General features: G+C 39.7%; 19 protein-coding genes. 10 read left to right on the top strand and 9 right to left on the bottom strand.

The window, feature by feature from the left end:
* Positions 1–311 precede the first annotated feature (311 nt).
* The 5 genes from ACHFIZ_RS07165 to ACHFIZ_RS07145 all read right to left on the bottom strand — a co-directional run bounded on the left by ACHFIZ_RS07165 (position 312) and on the right by ACHFIZ_RS07145 (position 7,852).
* Positions 312–1,109, bottom strand: coding sequence for an ice-binding protein (locus ACHFIZ_RS07165; protein WP_410884291.1), 798 nt, complete (start codon positions 1,107–1,109; stop codon positions 312–314).
* Between the two features lie 125 nt (positions 1,110–1,234).
* On the bottom strand, positions 1,235–1,669 hold the full coding sequence (locus ACHFIZ_RS07160) for a response regulator (protein ID WP_410884289.1): 435 nt from the start codon (positions 1,667–1,669) through the stop codon (positions 1,235–1,237).
* Entirely contained in the window at positions 1,656–4,562 is a 2,907-nt protein-coding gene (locus ACHFIZ_RS07155) for an ATP-binding protein (RefSeq protein WP_410884287.1), read from the bottom strand. The genes ACHFIZ_RS07160 and ACHFIZ_RS07155 overlap by 14 nt, the downstream gene beginning before the upstream one ends.
* A gap of 39 nt (positions 4,563–4,601) precedes the next feature.
* Positions 4,602–5,180 carry a helix-turn-helix domain-containing protein gene (locus tag ACHFIZ_RS07150; RefSeq protein ID WP_410884285.1) on the bottom strand — a complete coding sequence of 193 codons (579 nt, stop codon included), beginning with the start codon at positions 5,178–5,180 and terminating at the stop codon, positions 4,602–4,604.
* 602 nt (positions 5,181–5,782) lie between these two features.
* Positions 5,783–7,852 (bottom strand): hypothetical protein, encoded by a 2,070-nt coding sequence (locus ACHFIZ_RS07145; RefSeq protein ID WP_410884283.1) that lies wholly within the window; start codon positions 7,850–7,852, stop codon positions 5,783–5,785.
* 152 nt (positions 7,853–8,004) lie between these two features.
* Between ACHFIZ_RS07145 and ACHFIZ_RS07140 the strand changes: the two genes are divergently transcribed.
* Together ACHFIZ_RS07140 and ACHFIZ_RS07135 are read left to right on the top strand one after the other, a co-directional pair.
* Entirely contained in the window at positions 8,005–9,078 is a 1,074-nt protein-coding gene (locus tag ACHFIZ_RS07140) for a hypothetical protein (RefSeq protein ID WP_410884282.1), read from the top strand.
* 470 nt (positions 9,079–9,548) lie between these two features.
* A complete protein-coding gene (locus ACHFIZ_RS07135) occupies positions 9,549–11,420 on the top strand; it encodes an ATP-binding protein (protein ID WP_410884279.1) in 1,872 nt (623 codons plus the stop codon).
* Positions 11,421–11,840: 420 nt separating this feature from the next.
* Here the strand turns inward: ACHFIZ_RS07135 and ACHFIZ_RS07130 are convergent, their stop codons facing one another.
* Together ACHFIZ_RS07130 and ggt are read right to left on the bottom strand one after the other, a co-directional pair.
* The gene (locus tag ACHFIZ_RS07130) at positions 11,841–12,617 is read right to left on the bottom strand and encodes an SDR family NAD(P)-dependent oxidoreductase (protein WP_410884277.1); all 777 of its coding nucleotides are present in this window, start codon (positions 12,615–12,617) and stop codon (positions 11,841–11,843) included.
* 30 nt (positions 12,618–12,647) lie between these two features.
* Positions 12,648–14,336 carry a gamma-glutamyltransferase gene (gene ggt / locus ACHFIZ_RS07125; protein ID WP_410884275.1) on the bottom strand — a complete coding sequence of 563 codons (1,689 nt, stop codon included), beginning with the start codon at positions 14,334–14,336 and terminating at the stop codon, positions 12,648–12,650.
* Between the two features lie 234 nt (positions 14,337–14,570).
* Here ggt and ACHFIZ_RS07120 point away from each other — a divergent pair, with 234 nt between their 5' ends.
* The 3 genes from ACHFIZ_RS07120 (at position 14,571) to ACHFIZ_RS07110 (ending at position 17,692) form a co-directional block, all read left to right on the top strand.
* Positions 14,571–16,025, top strand: a complete 1,455-nt coding sequence (locus ACHFIZ_RS07120; RefSeq protein WP_410884273.1) for a phytoene desaturase family protein — start codon at positions 14,571–14,573, stop codon at positions 16,023–16,025.
* Between the two features lie 2 nt (positions 16,026–16,027).
* On the top strand, positions 16,028–17,284 hold the full coding sequence (locus tag ACHFIZ_RS07115) for a YeiH family protein (protein WP_410884272.1): 1,257 nt from the start codon (positions 16,028–16,030) through the stop codon (positions 17,282–17,284).
* Positions 17,285–17,515: 231 nt separating this feature from the next.
* Entirely contained in the window at positions 17,516–17,692 is a 177-nt protein-coding gene (locus ACHFIZ_RS07110) for a histone H1 (protein ID WP_410884270.1), read from the top strand.
* A gap of 58 nt (positions 17,693–17,750) precedes the next feature.
* On the opposite strand, the gene ACHFIZ_RS07105 is transcribed toward ACHFIZ_RS07110, so the two are convergent.
* Positions 17,751–19,085, bottom strand: coding sequence for a MutS-related protein (locus ACHFIZ_RS07105; RefSeq protein WP_410884268.1), 1,335 nt, complete (start codon positions 19,083–19,085; stop codon positions 17,751–17,753).
* Between the two features lie 111 nt (positions 19,086–19,196).
* On the opposite strand from ACHFIZ_RS07105, the gene ACHFIZ_RS07100 reads away from it, so the two are divergent.
* The 5 genes from ACHFIZ_RS07100 to ACHFIZ_RS07080 all read left to right on the top strand — a co-directional run bounded on the left by ACHFIZ_RS07100 (position 19,197) and on the right by ACHFIZ_RS07080 (position 22,938).
* Positions 19,197–20,513 (top strand): DUF3887 domain-containing protein, encoded by a 1,317-nt coding sequence (locus ACHFIZ_RS07100; protein WP_410884266.1) that lies wholly within the window; start codon positions 19,197–19,199, stop codon positions 20,511–20,513.
* 54 nt (positions 20,514–20,567) lie between these two features.
* On the top strand, positions 20,568–20,930 hold the full coding sequence (locus ACHFIZ_RS07095; RefSeq protein WP_410884264.1) for a response regulator transcription factor: 363 nt from the start codon (positions 20,568–20,570) through the stop codon (positions 20,928–20,930).
* Between the two features lie 58 nt (positions 20,931–20,988).
* Positions 20,989–21,597, top strand: a complete 609-nt coding sequence (locus ACHFIZ_RS07090) for a hypothetical protein (protein ID WP_410884262.1) — start codon at positions 20,989–20,991, stop codon at positions 21,595–21,597.
* A gap of 78 nt (positions 21,598–21,675) precedes the next feature.
* Positions 21,676–22,173: a phosphoheptose isomerase gene (locus ACHFIZ_RS07085; RefSeq protein ID WP_410884260.1), complete on the top strand. Its 498-nt coding sequence runs from the start codon at positions 21,676–21,678 to the stop codon at positions 22,171–22,173.
* Between the two features lie 36 nt (positions 22,174–22,209).
* Positions 22,210–22,938: an acyl-CoA desaturase gene (locus tag ACHFIZ_RS07080; RefSeq protein ID WP_410884258.1), complete on the top strand. Its 729-nt coding sequence runs from the start codon at positions 22,210–22,212 to the stop codon at positions 22,936–22,938.
* A 263-nt stretch (positions 22,939–23,201) separates the two neighbouring features.
* On the opposite strand, the gene ACHFIZ_RS07075 is transcribed toward ACHFIZ_RS07080, so the two are convergent.
* Positions 23,202–24,545 carry a DEAD/DEAH box helicase gene (locus ACHFIZ_RS07075; RefSeq protein ID WP_410884256.1) on the bottom strand — a complete coding sequence of 448 codons (1,344 nt, stop codon included), beginning with the start codon at positions 24,543–24,545 and terminating at the stop codon, positions 23,202–23,204.
* Between the last annotated feature and the right edge of the window lie 112 nt (positions 24,546–24,657).

Raw genomic sequence — 24,657 nt, 5'->3', positions numbered from 1 at the left:
AACTCATTCTAGACCGGAGCTCAGAGGTATCTCCTAGGATACTCCTTGCGGTATTAGTGCGTAAAGGCCGCCCTTATCCCAACGAATGTACTCTGAGTATGCTTTGAGTACTATGGATATTACGAGGATCGGTCTACCTCTACAATGGCTATTTTAACTTATTTAAAAGTAGGATCGAAAATTCCTCCGATTTCTCCTTTGAAGAAATCACCGGTAAACGACAAATTGCAACCATAAAAAAGACGGATAGTACTAACTATCCGTCATAAAACAAGTGTATTGCCAGTTTTTTCTATTCTATGTGACTTAGCTTACTGTGGTTGTGTTACCGTATTCATTTGAAGAGTTGCCGCAGTCTGCGCCAACAGTCTTCCGTTGATGGATGCTCCCGTTTTCAAATGAATACCCGTTTGACCTAAAATATTTCCTTCAAAATGGCTTGTTGTGCCGAAGGTTACGGCTCCAGCTACTTGCCAGTAGATATTTTTTGCTTGTGCGCCGCCGCTTAATGTAACATTCACTGCAGAGCTCATATTAAGATTTCCCGAAACCTGAAATATCCAAACATCATTGGGTCCGCCTGCAATAGCGATATCGGTTGGTATGGTTACAGAACTTGTCCATTTATATAATCCTGGTGTAAGTGTTTTTCCACCAATTGTTCCGGCACCTAAATTTAAAAAATCTGGATTTATACGCCCGGCTGCATCAGTGTATGCAGTTTGCATATCGCCGATGGCTGCTGTAAGCATTGTAGCGCTGGTTGTTTTACAAGCAGGGCCTGCAGCATCAACAGAGAATACGTTACCTGTTACTTCTCCGCAACTAACTACCATTGCTGCTCCAGTAATCGGACTAGTTCCGATATCTCCAGTAATCGTTGATTTATAAACACTTGTAATTCCGGTTTTGGATAGGATTGCAAAATTGCCAGCAACCCCAAGATTTATCCCTTGTAGCGGTGCCAAAACGGTTTCTTCATTTGTTGATGCCACTGATAAAGATTTTGTTTCAGTGGGGATCTGGGTAAGATCGTGGTTTTTTGCACAGCCTCCCATAACCGCAACTATGACTATTGCCATGGCTGCTTTAAGTAAGTTATTTTTCATTTTGTAGTTGAAAGTGTGACAGTATTATCACTTAACAAACATGGCGTGTTTTCTAATGCGTATTGTTGTGTAATTCTGGGAATAAGTTGCGTAATTCACACATTTTCAAGAAAAAGATAAATGGGCTACATTCTTTCCATATACCACTTCAACTCTTTTTCCATTTTTTTGTAGCCGAAGATGGTAGAGATAGTTTTTTGCAGGCGTATAAAGGCAGTTTCACTTTTTACTATATAATCAAAAGCTTTATGATGCATACAGCTTATGGCTACCTCAATTTTATCCTGAGAAGACAACATGATAACCGAGGTATCTTGATCATAGGCCTTGATTTTATCGAGTGTTTCAATGCCGTTCATGGCAGTTTTATTAATACCATCCAGGTGAAAATCCAGGATAATCACATCAGGATTATGAGATAAATTCTCTATGCAAAGTTCACCAGTGGAAAATGTTTCGATATCAAAGTCAGCATGTTCCAGAAACTCTATCTCAAGAGATTTTAAAAATACGGCATCATCATCTACCAGAAAAAGTTTTATTTTTTTATTGCTTTTCATTGTTTGTGTTTTTTAAAAGCAGTAACTCTTTGGCTAGTTCTGTACATGCTTGCTCAGATACCTTTGCTAATTCTAAAACCAAATCGTTTAGCACACTAAAATTTATTATTTGCTCCGGTCTTGCTTCGCCGGTGTTGTCAATCTTTCGGGCATATTCCTGAACCTTTTTTGCTTTATTTTCGAAATCTGCACTAATACCCATTATCGAAAATGAGGGAATCATCTTGTGTACAGCAGCTTGTAACAAATTCCAGTCTTGATTTAACAACCCTTGTTTCATAGCTGTTAAAAGGGAGGGAGTTTGTTCCAGATAGAGAGAAATCATTTCGATCATCAATTTCGGGTTAGACTTAGTTCGGCGGTTTAAATATTCTAAGTTGGTACACTTGGCTTCAAGCAGTTGCCCGCCATCCGCCTCAGTTGGCGTCAAAACATCTTTATATTCTTCAGAAGAAGGAATGGCAGTTGCATATTTTTTTACAAAATGCATTATTTTATTATATAATATCCTTTCGTCAACAGGCTTTGCCAGATAGTCATTCATACCAACTGCTTTACATTTAGCCAAATCAACAGTTGTCACATCTGCCGTTAGCGCAATAATAGGTATCTGAGAATTCATCTTATTGCGGATGTACTCTGTAGCTTCAAAACCATTCATCTCAGGCATTTGCAAATCCATTAAAATAATATCATAAGGTTTGCTCTCCTCGTTAAAGTTTTGCCGGGATAATTTTTCAATGGCTATTTTCCCGTTTGGAGCAATATCGCTTTCAAATCCGAAATCATCTAAAAGAGTTTTCATTAGTAATTGATTAAGTGTAATATCTTCCACCACCAATACTTTCAGGTTTTTGATAGCCATATCCAATTCCACTATGTCCCTTTCAAGTACCGCCTCTGCTTTAGTTTTTTGAAAACTTAGTATAAAACTAAAAGTAGAACCTTCATTAATTTTACTTTTTACGCTAATTTTTCCTCCCTGATATTCCACTAACTGTTTAACAATGGCGAGCCCCAACCCAGTTCCGCCAAACAACCTGGATGTGCCGCTCGATGCTTGCTGAAAGTTTTCAAAAATGCGATCAAGCGTATCTTCTTCAATTCCGATACCGGTATCTGTTACTGCAAACTCGATACTTACTTTTTCTGAATTATCGTCTGATAACAGGCGTACACTTACAGTGATTTTTCCTTTTGCAGTAAATTTTACTGCATTACTAACCAGGTTTAAAATAATTTGGTGTAGGCGTACCGGATCGCCAACCAAAACTTCCGGAATGTTGTGGTCATATTCTTTGACGAGTTGTAAATTCTTTTCTTGAATTTTTGTCTCGAATAAATGGAGCATCGAAGAGAGGGAAGCGGCCATTTTGAAAGGCGTTTTCTCGAATGACATTTTCCCTGCATCAACTTTCGCCAAATCAAGTATGTCGTTAATAAGTACTATCAGTGCATCACCACTAACTTTTATAGCTGTCAAATAAGTTTCTTGCCTTACCGATAAATCGGTTTTCAATAACACTTTTGTAAATCCGATTATGGCATTCATCGGAGTACGAATTTCGTGGCTCATGTTCGACAAAAACTGCTGTTTGGCCTTCACTGCATCTTCCGCTATTTGGGTAGCACTTTCCGCCTTTCTTTTAGCAACTTCTGCAATTTCTGTTGCTGTTTCAGCAAATATCTTTGCCTCGGTTAATTCTGTAGCAATTTTCTTCTGTTCAGTAACATCCCGGGCAACAATCACCACGCCAAGTACATTTCCGCAATCATCTTTATAAACCGATCCATTAAATAATACATCGGTAAGTTTCCCGTCCTTATGGCGGATAGTAAGTGGTGAATCGGCTACGGAACCTTTAGCGAATACTTTCAGATAAACTTCACGTGCCTTTTGCGATTCTGTGAAGTAATCAAAAAAGTCTGTACCTGTCAGTTTTTCGCGGGCAATACCGGTAATGTTTACCGTCGCCTGGTTCATGTCGGTAATCTTACCTTCAGTACTGATTGTAACCAGAGGATCGAGACTGGCTTCAATAAGACTTAGTGAATATTGAGAGGCTAATTTTGCAGAATAACTAAACGCTTCCAGTTCTTTATTGGCAATCTCCCGTTTCTCTTTCTCTTTGTTCTGAAAGTCGAGTTCTATGTCGGCAATTACCAATTCTGCCGCACGCTTTTCCTTTTCACCAGTTTGAAAAATAAGTTCAGTATTGGCAATGAATAACTCTGCTGCTCGTTTTTCTTTTTCATCATTCTGGAAGGCAAGCTCTTTGTTGGCTATGATTAACTCGTTGGCACGTTTTTCCTTTTCATCGTTTTGAAATACCAATTCTTTATTCGCAATACTTAGTTCTGCAGCGCGTTTCTCCTTTTCGGCATTTTGAAATACCAACTCTTTATTGGCAATGATCAGTTCTGCAGCACGTTTCTCCTTTTCGGCATTTTGAAATACCAATTCTTTATTGGCAATAATCAGTTCGGCAGCACGTTTCTCTTTCTCTTCATCCTGAAAAGCGAGTTCCAGATTTGCAATACCCAATTCGGCTGCACGTTTTCCCTTTTCTTCATCCTGAAAGGCGAGTTCTTTGATAGCAATAACTAATTCGTCGGCTCGTTTTTCTTTCTCTTCATCTTGGAAAGCAAGTTCTATATTCGCGATAATCAGTTCATCAGCTCGTTTCTCTTTCTCTTCGTCCTGAAAAACAAGCTCTTTATTTGCAATACCAAGCTCAGCGGCACGTTTGCCTTTCTCCACTTTCTGAAAAGCAAGTTCCTTCCGGGCGAGAAATAACTCGGCTTCCAATCTTTCCTTTTCTTCTATTTGAAATGCAAGTTCTTTTTGGGCAATGAATAATGCGCCCTCTTCAGATTTTTTTATTTTAGCCATGACCTTTCTCTACCATACGTTTCTACAGCGTTTTATTTTCTATCTATCATCCTGATTGCCAATTTCTTCAATCGGACTTCTTCTTTTAACTTTCAACTTTTTAAAATGAGATGGCGATAGCCCCGTAACTTTCTTAAACTGATTAGATAAATGTGCCACACTATTATAATTCATCTTCCATGCAATCTCTGTTATATTGAGTTCATCGTAAATAATCAACTCTTTTATCCGTTCAACTTTATGGGAGATGACAAATTGCTCTATCGTAGTCCCCTGTACTTCCGAAAAGAGATTTGCCAGGTAGGTATAATCGTGGTTTAACTTGCTGCTTAAAAAATCAGAAAAATTGATTTTGATCAGTTCATCCGTATGGTGTACCATTTCAATAACTATTTTTTTTATTTTTTCAATTAGTACGGATCGCTTATCATCCATTAATTCAAGTCCGGAACTAAGCAGAGCAATCTTTACTTGCTCTCGTTGCTCAGCAGAAATATTTTCCATAATTTCCACTTCCCCTAGTTCTACAATAATAAAATGGAGGCCCAGTTTAAATAGCTCTTGTTTAACTATCATGGTGCAGCGGACGGAAACCATATTCTTTATGTGCAGTTTCATTTTTAACGACTTCCCTTTTCTCGATGCGGATATCTAGTGCAAGATAGACTAATTAAACAGCCCAATTTTTTATTTTTATCGCTCAGTGTCTCTTCCTTTTGGGAAGTCATAAAGAGGTTGATCTTTTACCTTTATCTGAAGGTAATAATAGCCATCATGGACATTAAACCCTTTTTCATAGGAATATAAGAGATGTCGGTTTTGCCATTGCAAATCTGTTTATTTAGATGAACTATTCTGGTTGATATGAAGTTTGTACTGAAGCTTTTCGAATACCGCTCAGTTATGTGCTTTAAGGCTGTTTGCTAGGGGCCACGCGCAAGCAGACACGAAGCAGACACGAAGGAGACACGAAGCCAGGACCTAGGAGAGGCAACTAGTAATAAACTGCTGAAGCTGTTCTTTAGTGCCTGAAATAGGGAAATGCTGAATATATATATTACCATGATTAGGAGCAGCATTGTTTAATTGCTGAAACGAACCTACAATGTGGTATTTAGAGAAAAGAGGGTTTTGCACTTAACCTGAGGGGAGTGTACAGATAAAATGATAAGTGTACGCTTAATTTGATAAGTGTACACTTAAGTTGGTAAGTGCACACTTTAGTATTTAAGTGCCGCTATTTTAACATTTTTAATACCAGTTTCTTTTGCTCTTAACAAGAGTTTCTCAACCTTTAGGCCTGGGCGGAAAGCTATCATAGTGCGTTGACCTGCAATCTCCGTGTCGATCTGTGAGCCGCCAAATTTATCTTCGTACTTAACGATCATGCGAACGGTAAACGGTTTATCTGTACCGGCCAAATTTTCAATAGCGTAATTGCGTGCAGTACTTGGAGAACCTCCTTCACGTAAAGATTTCTCCATACCGGAGAAATTCTGAAGTTGTCCTTTTCCATATTGTGCTTTTTTCGCCTTAGGGCTAAATTGGACTTCGCAGGCATTATTTTCTTCATTTGCTCCCCAAAAAAGTGCACCTAATTTCCCATCGATAGCTGTACCTGGCTCTACATTAAATGTTAGTAGGAAAGAGGAGGATTCTGTATTAAAAGTGAGGGTCTCTTTAATTTCTTTCGCCAATAATTTTTCTTTTTGTGTAGCAGGAATTATTTCCTTCATCCATTTAGTTCCAATTCTGCCGTCAGGAGATTGTATCATTTCATGGATAGTCAGCGCTCCCCCCCAACCGGCCATAGGGATCCAGCCAGCCAGCAAGAAACGGCCATCGTTTATTTCAGTTACGGCAGGTACGTTCATCCCATTGTAAAAGTCTAACCCTGCTTTTACCCCATCTACAAATTTATCTTCTGATGCATTGTCTGGTTTTGACCAAAAGCCGGTAAAACCACCGATCACGTAATCATAATTTCCCCAGCGGAAGAAAAATGTGCAGTCTCCTCCCGGAGGAAAGCGCTCATTGATAGATCGCCAGCCTCCATCGATCGATTTAGATTCCCAGGTTCCTTTTGCTCCATAATTAGCTAACATGCGTAGGCGTCCTTGGGGATCTGTATAAACACTTGGGTTTTCACAAGGGTGAAATAAGATTTTAGTTTTCTTGAAATTGCTGATGCCATCTTGACTAATGGAATAAGTGGATCCGGCTGGATATCCCGGAATAGTATCATAGCGGAAGGAGCCTGTGAATCCGTGTTTATTATAATAATCCCATTGTAAGGGTAAGGTCGTTTCTTCCTTAGGGTAGATTCGTGTCGTGTGCAGGCCGTAACTAAGACAAAGTTTATTGTCAAAGATAAAAGGGGTGCCGGTTCCGAATGTTTCCCATTGTTCCTCTATCGGGGTAGCCGCATCGTGTTCAGTCCAAGTTTTGAAGTCTGTTGTGGAGAGGTGCTCAAAGTAATGCCCTCCCTTTCCAAATTTGCTGCCATGGCCCCGGCGATCAAATAAATAGAATATATGATAACGTCCCTGATGATAGAAAGTAGCGACGTCGCCCACCCAGGTATTATGCCCTTGAGGCGTCCAATATTGAATCTCATTTGAAATACGGGGCTTCTTTAATGCCACTTTTTGTGGCGTAATTCCTGGGAAAGAGATCTCGGCATTTGCAACTACGGAAGGATTTATTTCCCAAGTGCTTCGCTCTCCCCATTTAGGGTAGCCTAAGGCGAAGTCGTTGTCAAGAAGCTCGTTGTCGACATACAATGTCCATCGAACACCTGAGAAATTAAGTACAACTTCATGTTCTCCTTCTATTTTTTTTAACATATTCAAAGGAATGCCTATAGGCATCTCACGAGTGCCTTTCAGTTCGGTAGGAGAATGGAGCTGAAGAGCGGCTTCCAATACTGGAACAGAGCCATCGTGCATTGGATACGCGGGATAGTTCTGGCGGGTTCGATCCTTAACGGCATATTGAAAAGTATTCACACTCAGCACTCCTGGAATATTTAGAAGATTGATCCGGGACTTTCCCACTTTCAGATTAACCTTCATTTTGATTGTAAAACTACTGCTGTCAAACGGCGCCTTAAAAGTTGCACTCGTTTTTTTCGATGAGAGAACACTCAGTGCTGTTCCTTTCGAAAACTGCCAGGGAGTAGCGCGTAGTAATAGTTTGACAGCCTTTCTTTTATCGGCACAGCCAAAAAATAACAAGCTGCCAATGATCAACAATAGTAGCGAAGAGGAATTAAGTGGTTTCTTTTTCATTGATTTTGTCAAAAAATAGATAATTTGCTAATTATATGTGATTTGTGTGCTTTTACTTTTCCTGCACTAGTATACTAATGCCGACAAAATACCAAAAGCGTTCTGCAAATTTGCATAAAGGAAGACCATACTCCTTCAACCAAATATAACAGATGAAGCTAAAACTTAAAACTGCATGCCTAAGCAAGAACAAGATTCGCCAAACCTTGATCACTGGAAAAATGAAAAATGTGAACAATTTGATGCGTTTCGCATTGGCAATAGTACTGATAGCCGGTCTTAGTCAGCCAACCATAGCGCAAACTGCCGCTATTAATAAATCAGCACCGGATGCATTGCCGGGCGATGGCCTTAAACGTTATGACTTTTTTTATGCAGGTGAGGCCAAGGCACGCAATATGTACATTGTTCGCAATGGTAAAATTAATTGGAGCTATATTGATACTACTGGAAAAGGCGAAATAAGCGACGCCATAATGATGGCTAGCGGCAACGTATTGTTTGCACACCAGTTTGGCATTACTTTGATCAATAAAGATAAAAAAGTGCTTTGGCATTATGATGCGCCTTCAGGTTTTGAAACCCATACCGCGCAGATGATAGGAACCGACAGGGTAGTTTTTGTACAAAATGGCAACCCAGCGAAGGTGTTTATTACCAATATAAAAACTAATAAAGTTGAGAAAGAGTTTGTGCTGCCTTTTAAGAGTGGTACCCATGGCCAAGTGAGGCATGCCCGCCTAACTGCCGCAGGTACTTTGCTGGTGGCGCATATGGACTTGGGTAAGGTAAATGAGTATGATACAGATGGAAAGATACTGATGTCGATAGATGCACCCGGCGCATGGTCAGGCGTGGAGATAAAGAATGGTAATATATTGATAGCCAGTAATGATCATTATGTACGCGAAGTTACCCACAGCGGCGCCGTGGTTTGGAATTGTGATTTAAAGGAGTTGCCTGATTATAAGATAGCACCACAAGTGGCCCTACGGTTGCCAAATGGCAACACGCTTGTTAATAGCTGGTTTAATCAATGGGATGGCAAGGTTGGCGAAAGTAGCCGCACGGTGCAGGCTATCGAGCTTACTGCCGATAAAAAGATAGTTTGGGCACTCCGATCCTGGGAAGCACCTGCAAACCTGGGCCCAGCAACTATTATCCAGTTATTAAAGGACCCTAATAACGCTACTTATGAAAAAGCGTATTTCGGTAATATCAAGTGATTTTTGAGCCGACTACCTTCCTCTAAGTTTTAGCCACTAATTTGCCGGCCTCGCCACTTACACTTAGCGAAAGATGAACCTAAGTATATACATGTTTTTTATGCACACAACGTCATCAGTTGTAAGGTAATTTATAATCATTCTAAAATAACTAAGTGTTAGTTTTATAAAATTACCAAACTAAATCATTCATCCACATGAGATTAAAAGGTTTGCTGAAAACTTCGGTTTATCTTGTTTTATTATTTCTCTTCACCACTGTTTGTCTGTTAATCGTTACTTCGAAACGAATCAACCAAACACAATTGTCAGTTTTAAAAAAACAATCATTATTAGATCTTGCAGATGTGTTTAGTGCTAATTTAGGTTCATATCAGCAGTATTTTAGAACTTTTGTCGAGTCACCGTCTAGTTTCCTCATAGAAAAAATAAATTGGCATGAGAACATATCAGATTCCTCGCTAATAAAAATGATATATGTTATAAATGATGATTCTGGTACTGTAACTATTATGTCAAGGTTGAAGAAGAACTACGAATTTGAAAAGAGGTTTATTAGTTCGAACCTGAGTAAAAAAGAGCAGCTGCAAAACAGTGCTGTTCATGAAGGTGAACAGCGAATGGATTATGTTTGGACTGATCTTTTCAATTTAAGAGGATTATTGAAGGCTGGCATTTTGGCTGACAATGAATTAATATTTCAGAACTCCAGGAAATCAAATATCATTGCCGTAGTTGCTATATTGTTGCTGATAGCCGCTGGTGGTGTGTTCATAGTAGCGGAAGATAAAAGCAGAAAAGATGATTTAGCGTTACAGGCTGAAGAAAAGGCAAATCGGGAAAAGGAGCTTTTGATGGCATTCCTTCTGGATAATACTACCACAAGTATGTACATAGCCAATAAATACGGTGCAATACTCTATGCGAATAACGCTTTTAAATCATTTGTTGCACTTGAGGCGGATCAAATTATTGGAAAACAGTTTTTGCAATTGCAAACCACAAAGAAGCTACATTTTAATAATCCAAGTTTGAGGAATAATCCAGATCCTGAATATAAAGAAACAGAAGAAACCGTGACTATTGATGGGAAAGAACATTATTATTTTACCAGAAAATATCCCATTAAGAATTCTGATGGTGATGTTTTTGCTTGTGCAAATATCAGTAGGGATATTACTGAAAGAATTTTTCATGAAAATGGTCTAAAGAAATCGCGTGAAGAGGCTGAACATGCCCGACTTACCCAAGAGCTGTTTATGGCGAATATTAGTCATGAAATAAGAACACCCATGAATGGAATAATGGGCATGACTGATTTGCTTAATGGTACGGATCTTAATCTGGAGCAGCGCGATTATTTAAAAATTATACAGCAATCATCATTAAATATGATGGTATTGATCAATGATATTCTTGATTTTTCAAAGATTGAGGCAGGCATGATGGAGCTTGAACATATACCTTTCAAAATAAACGATATTGTTGATCAGGCTTTTGACGCAATAAGGGCAAAATCAATTCAGAAGAATCTAAAGCTAAGCAGGCAGATAGACCATAAGGTTCCATTGTTTGTGATAGGGGATCCTCTGAGATTGTATCAAATATTGGTAAATATTCTTTCTAATGCGGTTAAGTTTACAGAACATGGCTCAGTTGGTATAAGTATCACTGCATGTAGTTTTAGTTCGCCCTTTCTTAAAGTAATTTTTAAGATCACGGATAGTGGGATCGGAATCCCTGAAGATCGAATAGGTTATATTTTTCAGAGCTTTGCACAAACCAGTATTGACATTTCAAGAAAATTTGGAGGTACAGGTTTGGGACTGGCTATTGTAAAGCAATTGGTTGAGATGCACGATGGATCTATCACTGTAGAAAGTCGGCTTGGCGCTGGAAGCTGTTTTTCCATTGAATTACCATTCCTGTCATCGACGGCCGGTACTTGGGAAGTTACGGACTGTGAAAAATTTGCTTTATTAAAAGATAGAAGGGTACTTATTGTTGAGGATAACCTAATCAACCAAAAAGTAATAGTTAAGACGCTCGACAATGTTGGAGTGATATCTACCGTTTGTGACAATGGTTTTACGGCTTTAGAATTGCTTACTACTAAAGAATTTGATTTGATAATCATGGATATCCAGATGCCCGAAATTGATGGGAGGGAAACTACTATTCGTATTAGAAAGCAACTTAATCTTTTTACACCTATAATTGCGATGACAGCATCTGTTTCTGCAGAGGAACGAGAGAAATGTAAATTAGCTGGTATGAACGATTACATATCTAAGCCTTTTATCAAAGAAGATCTTTTTGAGAAGCTGTTACTTCACATTTGAAAGATCTATCTTCCATTTTACTAAAACTTTTTTACGTGAAATATTGTCTATTAACCGACTTCAGGATAACATCAAGACGGCTTTAAACAATTTACCAATGTTCTACGGAAATAATTTAAGATTTATTATTTTTTATCAGAAGTCACTGCCAATAAAGATAATGTGGCAATAAATAATGTGCTTAACATTATTATCGACATAGGAATAACACAAATAGCTATTTTGGTATATTCTAGAGTTTTTCTCATCGTTAGGGATTATTAAACAATAGTACGCTTTCTAAATAGTAGTTGGAAATTTATTATAGCTTCTGGCTCTACAATTTTAGTTATCAGGTCTATCATACGAAACCATTTTTTAACCAAATTAAGAAAGGTAGCGATGTCGCTACACGATGTTTATTACTTGTTTGTGAGTCATTTATAATCGGTACAAATTTGCGCTAATGCGCTCGATAAGTGCTTTTGGAAGAAATGTGGCCCCATAAGCAGATATCTTATTTAAGAATCCTGCAATGATTTCAGGCTTCTTCTTAAACATTCCTTTTACTCCAATTTCCGCTACGACTGAAGCTGGCATATTGAACTTTTCTGCCAATTCTGCGAAGGCATCCAGACCTGCGCGACTACCAAATCCTGTTGCGGTAGGACCTGGAGAAAGACAGCTTACTGCTACATTCGTATTTTTAAGTTCGTATCTAATCGCTCTGCTGTAGGAAAGCACAAAAGACTTACTTGCTGCATAAAGCGCCATGGATGGCATAGCTTGATAAGCGGCGGTACTCGCAACGTTTAGAATGTAAGCTTCTTTCTGTGTTTTCAATCCAGGTAATAAGTGATGGGTAAGCTCCAACACCGCATTGATGTTGAGCTGTAACATTTCCATCTGTGCATGAATTGGCAAAGCATCAAAACTTCCCCAAAGTCCGAAACCTGCATTGTTGATTAAAACCGATAGGGAAGTTGTTTTACTGTTGGCCCATTCTGAGACCTTCGCGGCCATTCCCGGTGTTGACAGATCTGCCGCCAAATAGAAACTACTCACGTGATAGGTGGAGTTCAGATGCTCCGATAATTCCTGAAGTTCGTTTTCAGACCTTGCTATTAGCAGTAAATCATATCCTCGTTTAGCAAGTTGAATGGCAACTTCACGACCTATACCTTTACTTGCCCCAGTTACTAAAGCGTATTTACCCATTTTTATGTTTGTTATTTAAAAATTGGGAACCTAGTATCCCCCTCCCGTGTCATTTCCTCTTGGATCGGCACCTATCTCCAACTTGCCATTAGGCTTCACTAAGATCGCATCAACACGACCAATTGCACTTCTCTGAACAATTTTATAACCTTTCAAAGTTAATCTTTTTCTGGTGGCTTCTGAGATTGCACCTGTCTCCACATATACTTCGTCGGGTAACCACTGGTGGTGGAAGCGGGGTGCAGAAACTGCCTCCTGCATGTTTTTGCCAAAAGCAAAAACGTTTAAGACGCTTTGGAAAACCGAGGTAATGATCGTTGAACCACCAGGTGTTCCTACTACCATGACCAGCTTACCATCCTTTTCGATGATCGTTGGCGTCATGGAGCTGAGCATTCTTTTACCAGGTGATATGGCGTTTGCCGCCCCACCCACCAGTCCGTATACATTAGGTGTGCCCGGCTTCACTGAAAAATCATCCATCTCATTATTGAGAATAAAGCCAGCGCCTGCAACCACTACCATAGAACCATAGGAACCATTTAAAGTAGTCGTAGCAGAAACTGCGTTGCCTTCTCCGTCAACGATTGAGAAATGTGTGGTCTCTTCGCTTTCGTAACCGGGTACTTTCCCCGGATTTACCTGGGAACTAGGAGTAGCTTTGTCAAAACTCATATCAGCTAGTCTGGAAAAGATGTAATTCGAATCCAATAATTCTTTTTCGCGAACTTTCACATAATCAGGATCGCCCAAATAGGTTGCCCTATCTGCATAAGCTCGGCGTTCTGCTTCCACTATTAGCTGGACAGTGGAGTCGGACTGAAAACCCCAACGTTTTAGCGGGTATTTACTAACCTGTTTCAACATAGTCAGCAATGCTATCCCACCACTCGATGGAGGTGGCATGGAAATAACTTTATAATTCTGGTACATTCCGGTTACTGGTTTTCTCCAAACGGCATGATAATTTTTCAAGTCTTCTTTGGAGATGACACCTTTCGTGTACTTCATTGCGGAAACTATGGCGGCGGCTATTGGGCCTTCGTAAAACCCGGCTCTACCTTTATCACGAATTAGTTTTAAAGTTTTTGCCAGCTCCGGTTGTTTCAGTAGGTCTCCTGATTTCCACTGTGCCTCTTTAACAAAGGCAACAGGTAGTTGGTTGTATTTTTGAAAATCGGCTTTGCGACTATTAAGTTCATCAGCCTGTTGCGGAGTGATGGGAAATCCCTTCTCTGCCAGGTCGATCGCCGGTTGTAGGTCCTTCTTCCAATCGAGCTTGCCATACTTAGTATGCGCTTGTACCATGCCGTCTACGCTACCAGGAACCCCGGATGCCAATGCCCCAAATAAACTTTTATCAGTTATGGCATTTCCTTTTTCGTCCAGGTACATATCTTTGGAGACGTTTGTTGGCGCTTTTTCACGATAATCGAGGGTGTTCGAAATGCCTTTGTTGTCTCGATAGACAATAAATCCACCCCCACCGATATTTCCAGCATTCGGGTAAACCACCGCCAAAGCAAATTGTACAGCAATGGTAGCATCAATGGCATTACCACCACCTTTCAAAATGTTCAAACCAACTGTTGTAGCTCCGGGGTGAGCGGTAACTACCGCTGCGTGGTCATATTGGTTAAGATTTTTTACAAAGCTACAATTGGTAAAAGACAATAGGGTGAAGCCGACGATGGTCAGCATTGCGATCTTTGTATTCATGTTTAAATGGCTCGCTAAAACTGTTATCCCAAGCCAGTTGTGAATGTACGACTTTCTGGTTTAGCTATTAGCAACCCTGACGGATATGGTTGTTCTTTGATTACCGGAAAGCTTATTGATAATGGATAAACTTGAAAGAAAATAGGTTTACCTCTGAAAGTTCCTTCAGTTTAGGAAAATATTAATGCTAAAACAAATTGTATATCTTCACGATGGCAAAACAATTTTTTATAAATGAATAATACGGAATACGATGCTATAGTTGTTGGCTCCGGCCCGAATGGGCTTGCGGCAGCTATTACTTTAAGACAAGAGGGGTTATCTGTGTTACTTATTGAAGGTAAAGATGTAATTGGGGGCGGACTTACTTCCGCTGAATTTACACTTCCTGGATTTGTACACGATGTATGTTCAGCCATTCATCCACTTGCATTAGGATCTCCTTTTTTTGAGACTTTACCTTTATCTGATCATGGGCTTATTTATATACAACCAGACTTAGCCGCAGCCCACCCGTTTGACGATGGCACCGCAGCGGTACTTACAAGTTCTGTAGAAGAAACTGCGAGGCTACTCGGGGCTGATGAGCAAGCTTACCTGGATATTTTTAGTCCGGTAGTGAGAGACTGGCCCTTAATCGCTTCAGATGTGCTTTCTCCACTTCATTTTCCTAAACATCCAATTGCAATGGCACAATTTGGTTTTAAGGCATTAACCTCTGCAAGTTATTTTGCAAAGCGTTTTAAAACTAAAGAAGCAAAGGGACTGTGGGCAGGCATGGCCGCACATGCGATACAGCCATTGTCAAACCTGAGTACCTCAGCGGTTGCGCTTGTCTTGATGACGGCCGGACATATTAAAGGTTGGCCAATTCCTCAGGGGGGATCTAAAGAGATTGCCAATTCCTTAGCTTCGTATTTCATTTCTCTGGGAGGGCGGATCCAAACCGGGCAATTTGTTAAAAGTCTAAGTGATCTTCCATCTGCCAAGACCGTGCTTTTTGATGTTACGCCGAAACAGCTGTTACAAATTGCGGGGCACAAGTTTTCGTCGCTATATAAATGGCAACTGGAGCGTTACCGATATGGTATGGGAGTTTTCAAAATCGACTGGGCGCTTAATGGCCCTATACCCTTCACTGCATTAGAGACACGAAAAGCTGGAACCGTTCATCTTGGCAATACGATTGAAGAGATTTCATTGTCGGAGAAAATAACCTGGCAAGGTCAGCATTCGGAAAAGCCCTATGTATTACTTGCTCAGCAAAGTCTTTTTGACGATACGCGTGCGCCTGAGGGAAAACATACTGCCTGGGCATACTGCCATGTACCTAATGGATCTACTAAAGACATGACAGCTATCATAGAGCAACAGGTGGAACGATTTGCACCCGGCTTTAAAGAACTTATATTGGCGAAACATTCAATGAACACGGCTGAAGTCGAGGCTTATAATCCAAACTATATTGGTGGAGATATTAATGGTGGGGTAATTGATCTGGGTCAGCTTTTTACGAGGCCAGCACTGAGGCGCTCACCGTACCGAACTTCCGCGAAAGGATTATACATTTGCTCTTCGTCTTCTCCTCCTGGTGGTGGTGTACATGGAATGTGCGGATACCATGCCGCCAGACAAGCGCTTATTGATATCTTTTCTATTGAACTAACACATAAACCACATAAAATTTAATAATGTCAGTACAAAAAAAGTTAACTATTCATGAGGACTGGGTAGTCGTCATCCTTGGTGGACTCATCATCCTTTTGGCCTTTATTGGTCTTATTTTACCTGTACCTTCTTTTAGTTGGAAAACGGGAGCAGAGCTATCAACAACTGTATGCTCTACGAGTAATTTACAAATTATAGGCTTGCAATTCCTTTTTGTACTCGTGATTTCTACTTTAGGTACCCTTTTAACAGGGAAATCTGTAGCTGCTAACTTAAGGACATTTCCTGTGGTTTATCTATTGACCATGGTAGCTCTAGTGCTTGCTGGCAATGCCCAAATTAAAGCATTGAACCTGGAGGCTGTGATTTTTAGTTTGACGATAGGCCTGATCATTGGAAACTTTATGAAACTACCGGAATGGTTTAAGTTAGCATTGTCCACCGAGTTGTTTGTAAAGATTGGATTGGTATTACTGGGAACTACAGTAATCTTCTCTGATATTCTGAAGGCAGGATCTTTGGGGCTGATTCAAGCCCTTGTGGTGGTGCTGTCGGTATGGTATTTTGCATTTTGGCTTTGTAGAAAGTTAAAAGTAGATGATGAGCTCACAATGATGATATCCAGTGCGGTGTCTATCTGTGGTGTATCGGCGGCAATTGCGACGTCTGGTGCGATAAAGGGGGATTCCAAGAAACTTTCTTACGTTATTTCCATGGTGCTCATAACCGCGATACCAATGATGATTTTCATGCCCTATATCGCCGCCTACTTTCATTTTCCTCAGGCAGTAACCGGAGCATGGTTAGGGGGTAGCATAGATACAACCGGTGCGGTAGTCGCTTCGGGTACTTTGGTTGGTGAGGAGGCCTTGAAGATCAGTACGATTGTGAAGTTTTCTCAAAATGTATTGCTTGGAATTGCGGCTTTCGCCATTTCAGTGTACTGGACTTATAAGAAACATCCAATGGGGGAGGAAGAAGCAGCGAAACCTACCTTGAAAGTGATTTGGGAACGCTTTCCAAAATTTGTTATCGGATTTATCGTGGCTTCGTTAGTATTTTCATTTTTTGTTCCAGCAGAAGTTTCTTCTGCGGTGAAAGGGAGTTTAAAGAATTTGCAAGGTCTGTGGTTCGCTTTGGCATTCACTAGCATAGGGCTGGAAACCAACTTTAAAGATCTTTTTGGAAAGAATAGCAAGAAACCGTTTTACGCGTTCTTAATTGCTCAGGGATTCAATGTTATTGTCACCTTGATTATTGCCTTTTTTCTATTTGGATAAATTAAAATTGCAAAAAGCCCGGATTGTCAATTGTTTGATATCTATCATTACTTTTAGGACCTCACCCAATACGCAATCCGGCCTGCTGCTTACACCCATTTTGGATTCCATCGTAGCCTAAGCTCGAGAGTAAATGGCCGGCTAGACTTTATTAAAAAAAATACTTTTTAGCAAGAAGTGCTTGTTTCAATGATAAAAACCTATATTCGACACACTTATAAAAAAATAAACATGGAAAATTTCACAAAACTTAAAGAGCTGGTAGCATCGGTTGAAGCAGATGCAGCTAAATTTTACAATTCTGGAAACGGTGCAGCTGGAACCAGAGTAAGAAAAGGGATGCAGGATTTGAAAAACCTTGCTCAGGAAATCCGTACTGAGGTTACAGAAAAGAAAAATACCAAATAGACACGAGTATTATTTGTGAGGCGGGAGTGTTCTGTGGAATGTTCCCGCTTTTTTGTGCTTAATGATTTCTTGCAGCTTCCTGAATTATTTCCACAATCCCTTCATTTTTAACTATATACATACCTAGTCTTTCTTTAGAAATCCCATCCATCAATTTGTAGGTAAAGACGGGCCGGTCGTGTTCAAAGAAAGTGTCCATGTATTTAAAGGATACGTTTTTATGCGTCTTTAGCTCTTCGGCAAGCTCAACTATGTGGGTAGAAATCAAAAAAACCGAGCTTTTTACTTGGGTCAGTTCATTCATGATCAGTAGTGAGGCGTCAAAAGCATCTTTCACATTTGTACCTCGAAACAGTTCATCGAAGATCACGAACACTCTTCCTCCATCTCTTAATTGTAGGGCAGTTTCTTTCACGCGTCTGACTTCTGTGTAATAGTGACTCAAGCCATCGTTGATGTTATCAGGAAGATTGATTGTGGTGATCATCCCGTTAAAAATCGTCGTGCGCATCGATTTAGCAAAAACAGGAAAACCAATGTGAGCCAGATATACGCATAAACCTGTTGCTTTCAAAAATGACGACTTCCCGGCCATATTTGATCCTGTCAAAAAGGTCATATTGTTGTGCTCCTGAATTTCTACATTATTTGTTACTGCATTAATAATTCCAGGGTGATAAAGTTCCTTAATTGATAGGTTCGCGCAGTCACTCTCCGAGTAGCTAGGCAGGCTTAAACCTTTGTGCATGGTTAGATAGGCTAGCGCTTCGTAAACGTCCAGCTCGTAAACCAATCTCAATAGTTCGGTCATTTCTTTTTTATGTTGTTTTCTAAACACACCGTCCAACCTACTTAAGTGATAAAATCTAAGTTTTTGCGGTTTAATAGAGATCATCTTCCTTATTGCAGGCAATGCAAGAATCTCTACCATTCGTTTTGCTTGTAATTTCAACCCTTCGGGGGAGTCGGTATCACTGACTACCTGAAGATATTCCTCAAGAAATTGAGCCAGCTTTAAAAAATTTTTGAGCCCGCTTTCCACAATGTAGTAATCTGCCCCCGCTGAGAACTTATTCTGTATAAAATCTACTGTAGCATCTAGAATATTTCCTTTTAGGTGACGCTTGTTGTGTTTTAGGTAATGCTCAATCAAATCGAGCTGATTGTTGCTTAGTTCTAAAATAATGTGTCCTTTTAAAAACCAGGAGATCGCGGCTACTCGGTTCGAAAGAAATTTTATGTCCGACGAAGGGTTTTTCATCATTTCATAGATCATCTCTTTGCCGCCTATCGTTTTCGTGAATTTGAATATACCGACTATAGCTTCAGCGTTGGATGCAGAACTGAAAATATTCAAATCCGTTAAAGACTGCTGATCAATATTAAATTTCATACTTTGGGGGGCGTCACGCGCTATTTGGATAATTGATGCCGGAATATACTTATTAAATTTTGCTAACTTTGTTACAGTTAATTTTTAATAGCTAACCATTCAAACTTATTCATGAAGAAGACCATTCTTTTATTCTTTATTCTACTTTCCACTACATCTGCTTTTTCTCAGGGAATGCTAAATCTTTTTGGGAAAACTGAAGACTTCTTTGCACTGATGTCGGAAGAAAAATACACAGAAGCATACGTATATTTCGATGCCAGCTTTCAAGCTAAAGTGCCTGCAGCAAAGCTTCAGGAGATGTGGACTTCAATATCCGAAAAATTAGGTAAGCTTCAGACCGTAAATATTTTGAGCAGCAAATCACAGGGAGATCTTTTTGTGCTTTCAGTTGAGGGCAAATTTGCAAACGACGGTCAAAATTTTACAATTGCTTACAATAAAACTGAAAAGATTGTGGGCTTGTTCTTACAACCGAAATCTCCTTCGATGGATTACATTAAGCCTTCCTATGCGGATACTACATTATATAGCGAAAAGGAAATTTATGTTACTACCGAAAAGCATAAGCTTGTAGGCATTCTTACCACACCAAAAAAGGCAGTTAATTACCCTTTGGTGGTTTTGGTTCATGGATCAGGTCCAAGCGATATGGATGAAACTGTTGGTCCGAATAAGCCATTTAAAGATTTGGCGGCTGGATTGGCTGTAAAAGGAATTGCATCGATACGCTATGTTAAAAGAACCATTGTTTATCCTAATGAATTCATAGGTACTTTCACCGTAAAGGAAGAAGTATTGGATGATGCACTCGCAGCGATTGCGTTAGCGAGAACTATTCCCGGAGTAAATAAAAAGCAATTGTATTTGATGGGACACAGTTTGGGTGGTATGCTGGCTCCTAGAATTGCTAGTTTCGCCCCAGATTTAAATGGGGTACTTTTATTAGCTGCTCCTGCAAGAAAGCTAACTGATCTGATTGTTGAGCAGAACAACTATATTTATGCTTTAACAAAAGATACTACTGCGGCAGGTAAGCAGGTAATGACGGATGCACAAGTAGAATTTGCAAAGTCAAAACTAACGACCTTGGGAACTACTATTAAGTCAGACTCGCTAATACTTGGTTTGCCAGCATCCTACTGGGTTGATCTGAATAACTATAACCAGGTCGAAATGGCCAAAAAATTGAAACAGCGGATGTTTATTGCACAAGGGGGGAATGACTTTCAAGTTTCTATGGCAGATTTTGATCTATGGAAAGCGGCTTTTGGTCAACGCAAGAATGTTACATTGAAATCTTACCTTGACCTAAACCACTTATTAAGTACTCAAACTGAAAAGGGTTCAAGAGAACAATATTTAAAGCCTGGTAATGTTTCTTCTCTATTGATTGACGATATCACCGCCTGGATAAATGCGAAATAATGGCAAAGTTGTTGCTAGTAACTATAACTAATCCACATAAAGCCAAATCAAATTATGATTAAAAGAATACATGTACTTGAAGATGACGAAGATATCAGATACATTATTGGAGTTTTGCTCAAAGATGAAGGTTATGAATTACAACTCTCGTCAACATTTGCCGAATTAAAGACTAAATTAAAGGACTCTGTTCCTGATTTATTTATACTGGATGTGATGCTACCAGATGGAGACGGTGCCAGCATATGTAAAGATTTAAAAAATGATTTATTTACAAAACATATTCCGATCATTGTAATGTCTGCTAACGATCAAAACAAACAGATTAGCCTTGACGCGGGTGCCAACGACTACATTAGCAAGCCATTTGACATTGACTACATCGTAAGACGTATTAATGCTCAATTGTCCAAATAATAAATTTATTGTCTCGTTTAAAGGGTTTTGATTGCTATCAAAACCCTTTTTCATTAAAATGTTCTATAAAGTGGAAGAAGCCATTATCGGTTCTGTACCTCATACGCTAGGTTTTGTAGTCAATGAGCTTTCTAAAAACGCCTTTATATTGGCTTTTGAGGGAGATCTAATGGATCTTAAAGATTTAGTGGATCCTGAGTCCATTGATGCGGATGACTTCGAACTTCTGGAAAACGTAAATGATCCTGTTGTGCAGTTGCTTTTAGTATCTGTAGATCGTGTGATCACCTGTATGACAACTTATTACCTAATTAATGGTCTGGATGAGTTGGAGGTTATGGAGAATGAAGAATTCAATGAACTCGCATCAGATTATTTCTACGCCTACATTATTGATTGGGAGAGCAGAAATTACGGCGAGATGGTGACCACTCTAAATGCTGTCTATCTTTCGATAGCCCAGCTCCTTTACCACGCTACCTGTCAGCTGGATTTGAAAGTTATTGACGTTCCGGATCACATATATGACGACTTCTTTGACAAGTATTCGAGTTTTTGTATGGAAGAAGTTCCGTCGGACAATAAAAACATATCGTTGTTAAATGGTCTCATTCATCATCTTAATGGAGATTTACTAAAAATTGATAAGCTTTCTAGAAATGCCTAATCTTCAATTTTTTTAAAAGCAGTTATGAAACCTATAGCAGTTTTACCTAAGTTTGGGAATTAAATAATACCTATATAAATGGCAGATCAGAAAAAAGAAATATTTGACGGCGTGGCACAACGTTTAAAGATTGAAGGATTTAATGTTGTAAACCGCGATGAAACTCGTCCATGGGGAGGATTCTTTGTTATTGATGAAGATCAGGCTCAACAGTTTGCGAATATCTATTTTGAGGGATTGAATGTTGAAGACCTAAGAATTTCCGGAAAATTGAGTCCTAAAATTCTTATTGTTGCTCCAAATACTCGTCTATCCTGGCAATACCATCACCGTCGTGCTGAGGTATGGAGAGTAGTAAATGGCACAGTTGGTGTGATAACAAGCGAAACCGACGAAGAGGGTGCTTTGCAAAAGCTTGCTCCGGGAGCTTCAATCAAATTAAAGCAAGGAGAAAGACACCGTCTAATTGGATTGGATGACTGGGGAATTGTTTCTGAAATCTGGCAGCACACTGATCTTGATAAGCCATCAGATGAGAGCGATATTGTAAGGGTTCAAGACGATTTTGGTAGATAGAAACATCTAAACACATAAATTCTGCGTTATATATATATGATTATTTTACTATTTTTTTTAACACACTGGTTCCTTTCCCTATTCTCTCAAACTTTCTTCCTTCATCGATATGCTTCTCATAAAATGTTTAAAATGAATGGCTTTTGGGAGAAGTTTTTTTACACCATTACATTTCTATCTCAGGGATCTTCATTCTTAAATCCAAGAGCTTACGCGATACTTCACCGTATGCACCATGCTTTTAGTGATACAGAGAAAGATCCGCATTCGCCACACTTTGTAAAGGACGTATGGGGAATGATGATACAGACTAAGAATATCTATTTAAACTACGCTAAGTTTAATCACGAACCGGAGGAGCAGTTTAGGGATAATTATCCATCATGGCCAATTATTGATAAAATTGGAGACTCCTGGGTCACACGGATGATTTTTATAGGTTTTTACATTTGGTTCTATGTCACCTTCGCAACTGCCTGGTGGATGTTCCTTTTGTTGCCTATTCACTTCCTTATGGGTCCATTGCATGGCGCAATTGTTAACTGGTGCGGCCACAAATATGGGTATTCTAATCACGACAATAATGACCATAGCAAAAATTCAATTCCTTTAGACTTTCTGATGATGGGTGAATTGTTTCAGAACAATCATCATAAAAAGCCTAATAGTCCGAATTTTGCATCCCGTTGGTTTGAACTGGATCCAACTTATCCTTTAATGAAGGTGATGCACTGGATGCATATAATCCGGATACGCAAAACTTAAAGGTAAAATTAAGCATTCTCTCCGAAGTCTGCATAATTGCGCTGAAGAAGCGCAATGACGCTAGGCCTTCTCTGAGAAAACATAATTTTCTTGGCAAAAAAGGGAAGCAGCTAAAGTTAAAAATCCCTTCCCTTTCAATTTTTCCCTAACATTCCCGCTAGAGTAAAATATGTCTTCTATGGAAAGGCCTCGAAGACTTTTGCTTCCTTTTTCAGGGAGCAAAAGTCTTCAGCCTTGGAATAGAATGGCTTATTTTATCAACCTTAGCTGGAAGTCTTCTTTCCACTCCACCTCCTGCTACCACTGCTCGGCGTTCTTTTCGCTCCACTAAGGTTAGGTTGGCGGTCAGCTCTATCTGATCTTGGAGCACTCGATTTTGGCGCACCGCTACGTTCAGGTCTTGCACCTCTCTGAGGCTTAGCTTTTCCATTGGCTTTCGCCGCAGCAGCGCCACTTAAAAGGCTCTGCCAGCTCATGGCAAAAGGATGGTCTTCCGTAACAGGTAGTTTTAATCCAATCAGTTTTTCAATATCATCAAGAAACTCTTTTTCTTCACCATCACAGAAAGATAGTGCTATACCACTAAGGCCTGCGCGGCCAGTTCTACCAATTCTGTGAACATAAGTTTCCGGAACATTCGGTAGTTCATAGTTAATTACATGAGTCAGTTCATCAACGTCGATTCCACGTGCAGCAATGTCCGTAGCCACAAGAATACGTGTGATCTTCGCTTTGAAGTTGGTCAATGCACGCTGTCTCGCATTTTGAGATTTATTCCCGTGAATGGCTTCCGCTTTAACACCTACTTTGATCAGATCTTTAACGATACGATCTGCTCCATGTTTGGTACGGGTAAATACTAGCGCCGTCTGAATGGATTTATCGCCCAGAATATGGATTAGTAAGTTCTTTTTATCGTTCTTATCTACATAGAAAATTTCTTGTTGTATCTTCTCTGCTGTAGAAGATACCGGGGTAACTTCCACTTTAACAGGGTTGGTAAGAATGGTGTTAGCCAAAGTTTGAATCTCCTTAGGCATAGTCGCCGAAAAGAATAAAGTTTGTCTTTGAGCTGGCAATTTTGCAATTACCTTTTTTACATCATGGATAAATCCCATGTCCAACATCCTGTCGGCTTCATCAAGAACAAAGATCTCAACATCGCGGAGGTTGATAAAACCCTGATTCATCAAGTCTAAAAGTCTTCCTGGAGTTGCCACCAAAATGTCTACTCCTCGATGCAAAGCATCTGTTTGACTTTTCTGGCCGACGCCACCAAAAATTACCAAATGACGGATTGGTAAGTTTTTTCCATAAGCCTTAAAGCTTTCCTCAATTTGGATAGCTAGCTCACGGGTTGGAGTCAGCACCAATGCTTTAATTGATTTATGGACTTTAGTATTTAGATGTGGCTTGCTCAATAGCTGTAACATCGGGATCGCAAAAGCAGCAGTCTTGCCTGTACCTGTCTGGGCACAGCCTAAAAGATCTCTGTTTTGTAATATACTAGGGATGGATTGTTCTTGTATGGGGGTAGGTTGTGTGTAACCTTCTGACTGTAGCGCTTTTAAAATTGGCTCAATCAGGTTTAATTCTTCGAATAACAATGTTCTTATGTTTAATGAATAAAATGAGCTTTAAACAGCTCGGCGACAAAGGTACGGATTAGTTTCGGTTTTTGCTTATGAGCTCAGTACCAGCCCATCATTCCCAAACTGA

The sequence above is a fragment of the Pedobacter sp. JCM 36344 genome, from assembly GCF_046546555.1.
Classification (GTDB): domain Bacteria; phylum Bacteroidota; class Bacteroidia; order Sphingobacteriales; family Sphingobacteriaceae; genus Pedobacter.
This window is presented reverse-complemented; position numbering and strand designations above follow the sequence as displayed.

Coding starts and splice junctions, on each gene's coding strand:
- ACHFIZ_RS07165 (WP_410884291.1), bottom strand. CDS start 1,109: ATGAAAAATAACTTACTTAAAGCAGCCATGGCAATAGTCATAGTTGCG.
- ACHFIZ_RS07160 (WP_410884289.1), bottom strand. CDS start 1,669: ATGAAAAGCAATAAAAAAATAAAACTTTTTCTGGTAGATGATGATGCC.
- ACHFIZ_RS07155 (WP_410884287.1), bottom strand. CDS start 4,562: ATGGCTAAAATAAAAAAATCTGAAGAGGGCGCATTATTCATTGCCCAA.
- ACHFIZ_RS07150 (WP_410884285.1), bottom strand. CDS start 5,180: ATGAAACTGCACATAAAGAATATGGTTTCCGTCCGCTGCACCATGATA.
- ACHFIZ_RS07145 (WP_410884283.1), bottom strand. CDS start 7,852: ATGAAAAAGAAACCACTTAATTCCTCTTCGCTACTATTGTTGATCATT.
- ACHFIZ_RS07140 (WP_410884282.1), top strand. CDS start 8,005: ATGAAGCTAAAACTTAAAACTGCATGCCTAAGCAAGAACAAGATTCGC.
- ACHFIZ_RS07135 (WP_410884279.1), top strand. CDS start 9,549: ATGATATATGTTATAAATGATGATTCTGGTACTGTAACTATTATGTCA.
- ACHFIZ_RS07130 (WP_410884277.1), bottom strand. CDS start 12,617: ATGGGTAAATACGCTTTAGTAACTGGGGCAAGTAAAGGTATAGGTCGT.
- ggt (WP_410884275.1), bottom strand. CDS start 14,336: ATGAATACAAAGATCGCAATGCTGACCATCGTCGGCTTCACCCTATTG.
- ACHFIZ_RS07120 (WP_410884273.1), top strand. CDS start 14,571: ATGAATAATACGGAATACGATGCTATAGTTGTTGGCTCCGGCCCGAAT.
- ACHFIZ_RS07115 (WP_410884272.1), top strand. CDS start 16,028: ATGTCAGTACAAAAAAAGTTAACTATTCATGAGGACTGGGTAGTCGTC.
- ACHFIZ_RS07110 (WP_410884270.1), top strand. CDS start 17,516: ATGGAAAATTTCACAAAACTTAAAGAGCTGGTAGCATCGGTTGAAGCA.
- ACHFIZ_RS07105 (WP_410884268.1), bottom strand. CDS start 19,085: ATGAAATTTAATATTGATCAGCAGTCTTTAACGGATTTGAATATTTTC.
- ACHFIZ_RS07100 (WP_410884266.1), top strand. CDS start 19,197: ATGAAGAAGACCATTCTTTTATTCTTTATTCTACTTTCCACTACATCT.
- ACHFIZ_RS07095 (WP_410884264.1), top strand. CDS start 20,568: ATGATTAAAAGAATACATGTACTTGAAGATGACGAAGATATCAGATAC.
- ACHFIZ_RS07090 (WP_410884262.1), top strand. CDS start 20,989: ATGTTCTATAAAGTGGAAGAAGCCATTATCGGTTCTGTACCTCATACG.
- ACHFIZ_RS07085 (WP_410884260.1), top strand. CDS start 21,676: ATGGCAGATCAGAAAAAAGAAATATTTGACGGCGTGGCACAACGTTTA.
- ACHFIZ_RS07080 (WP_410884258.1), top strand. CDS start 22,210: ATGATTATTTTACTATTTTTTTTAACACACTGGTTCCTTTCCCTATTC.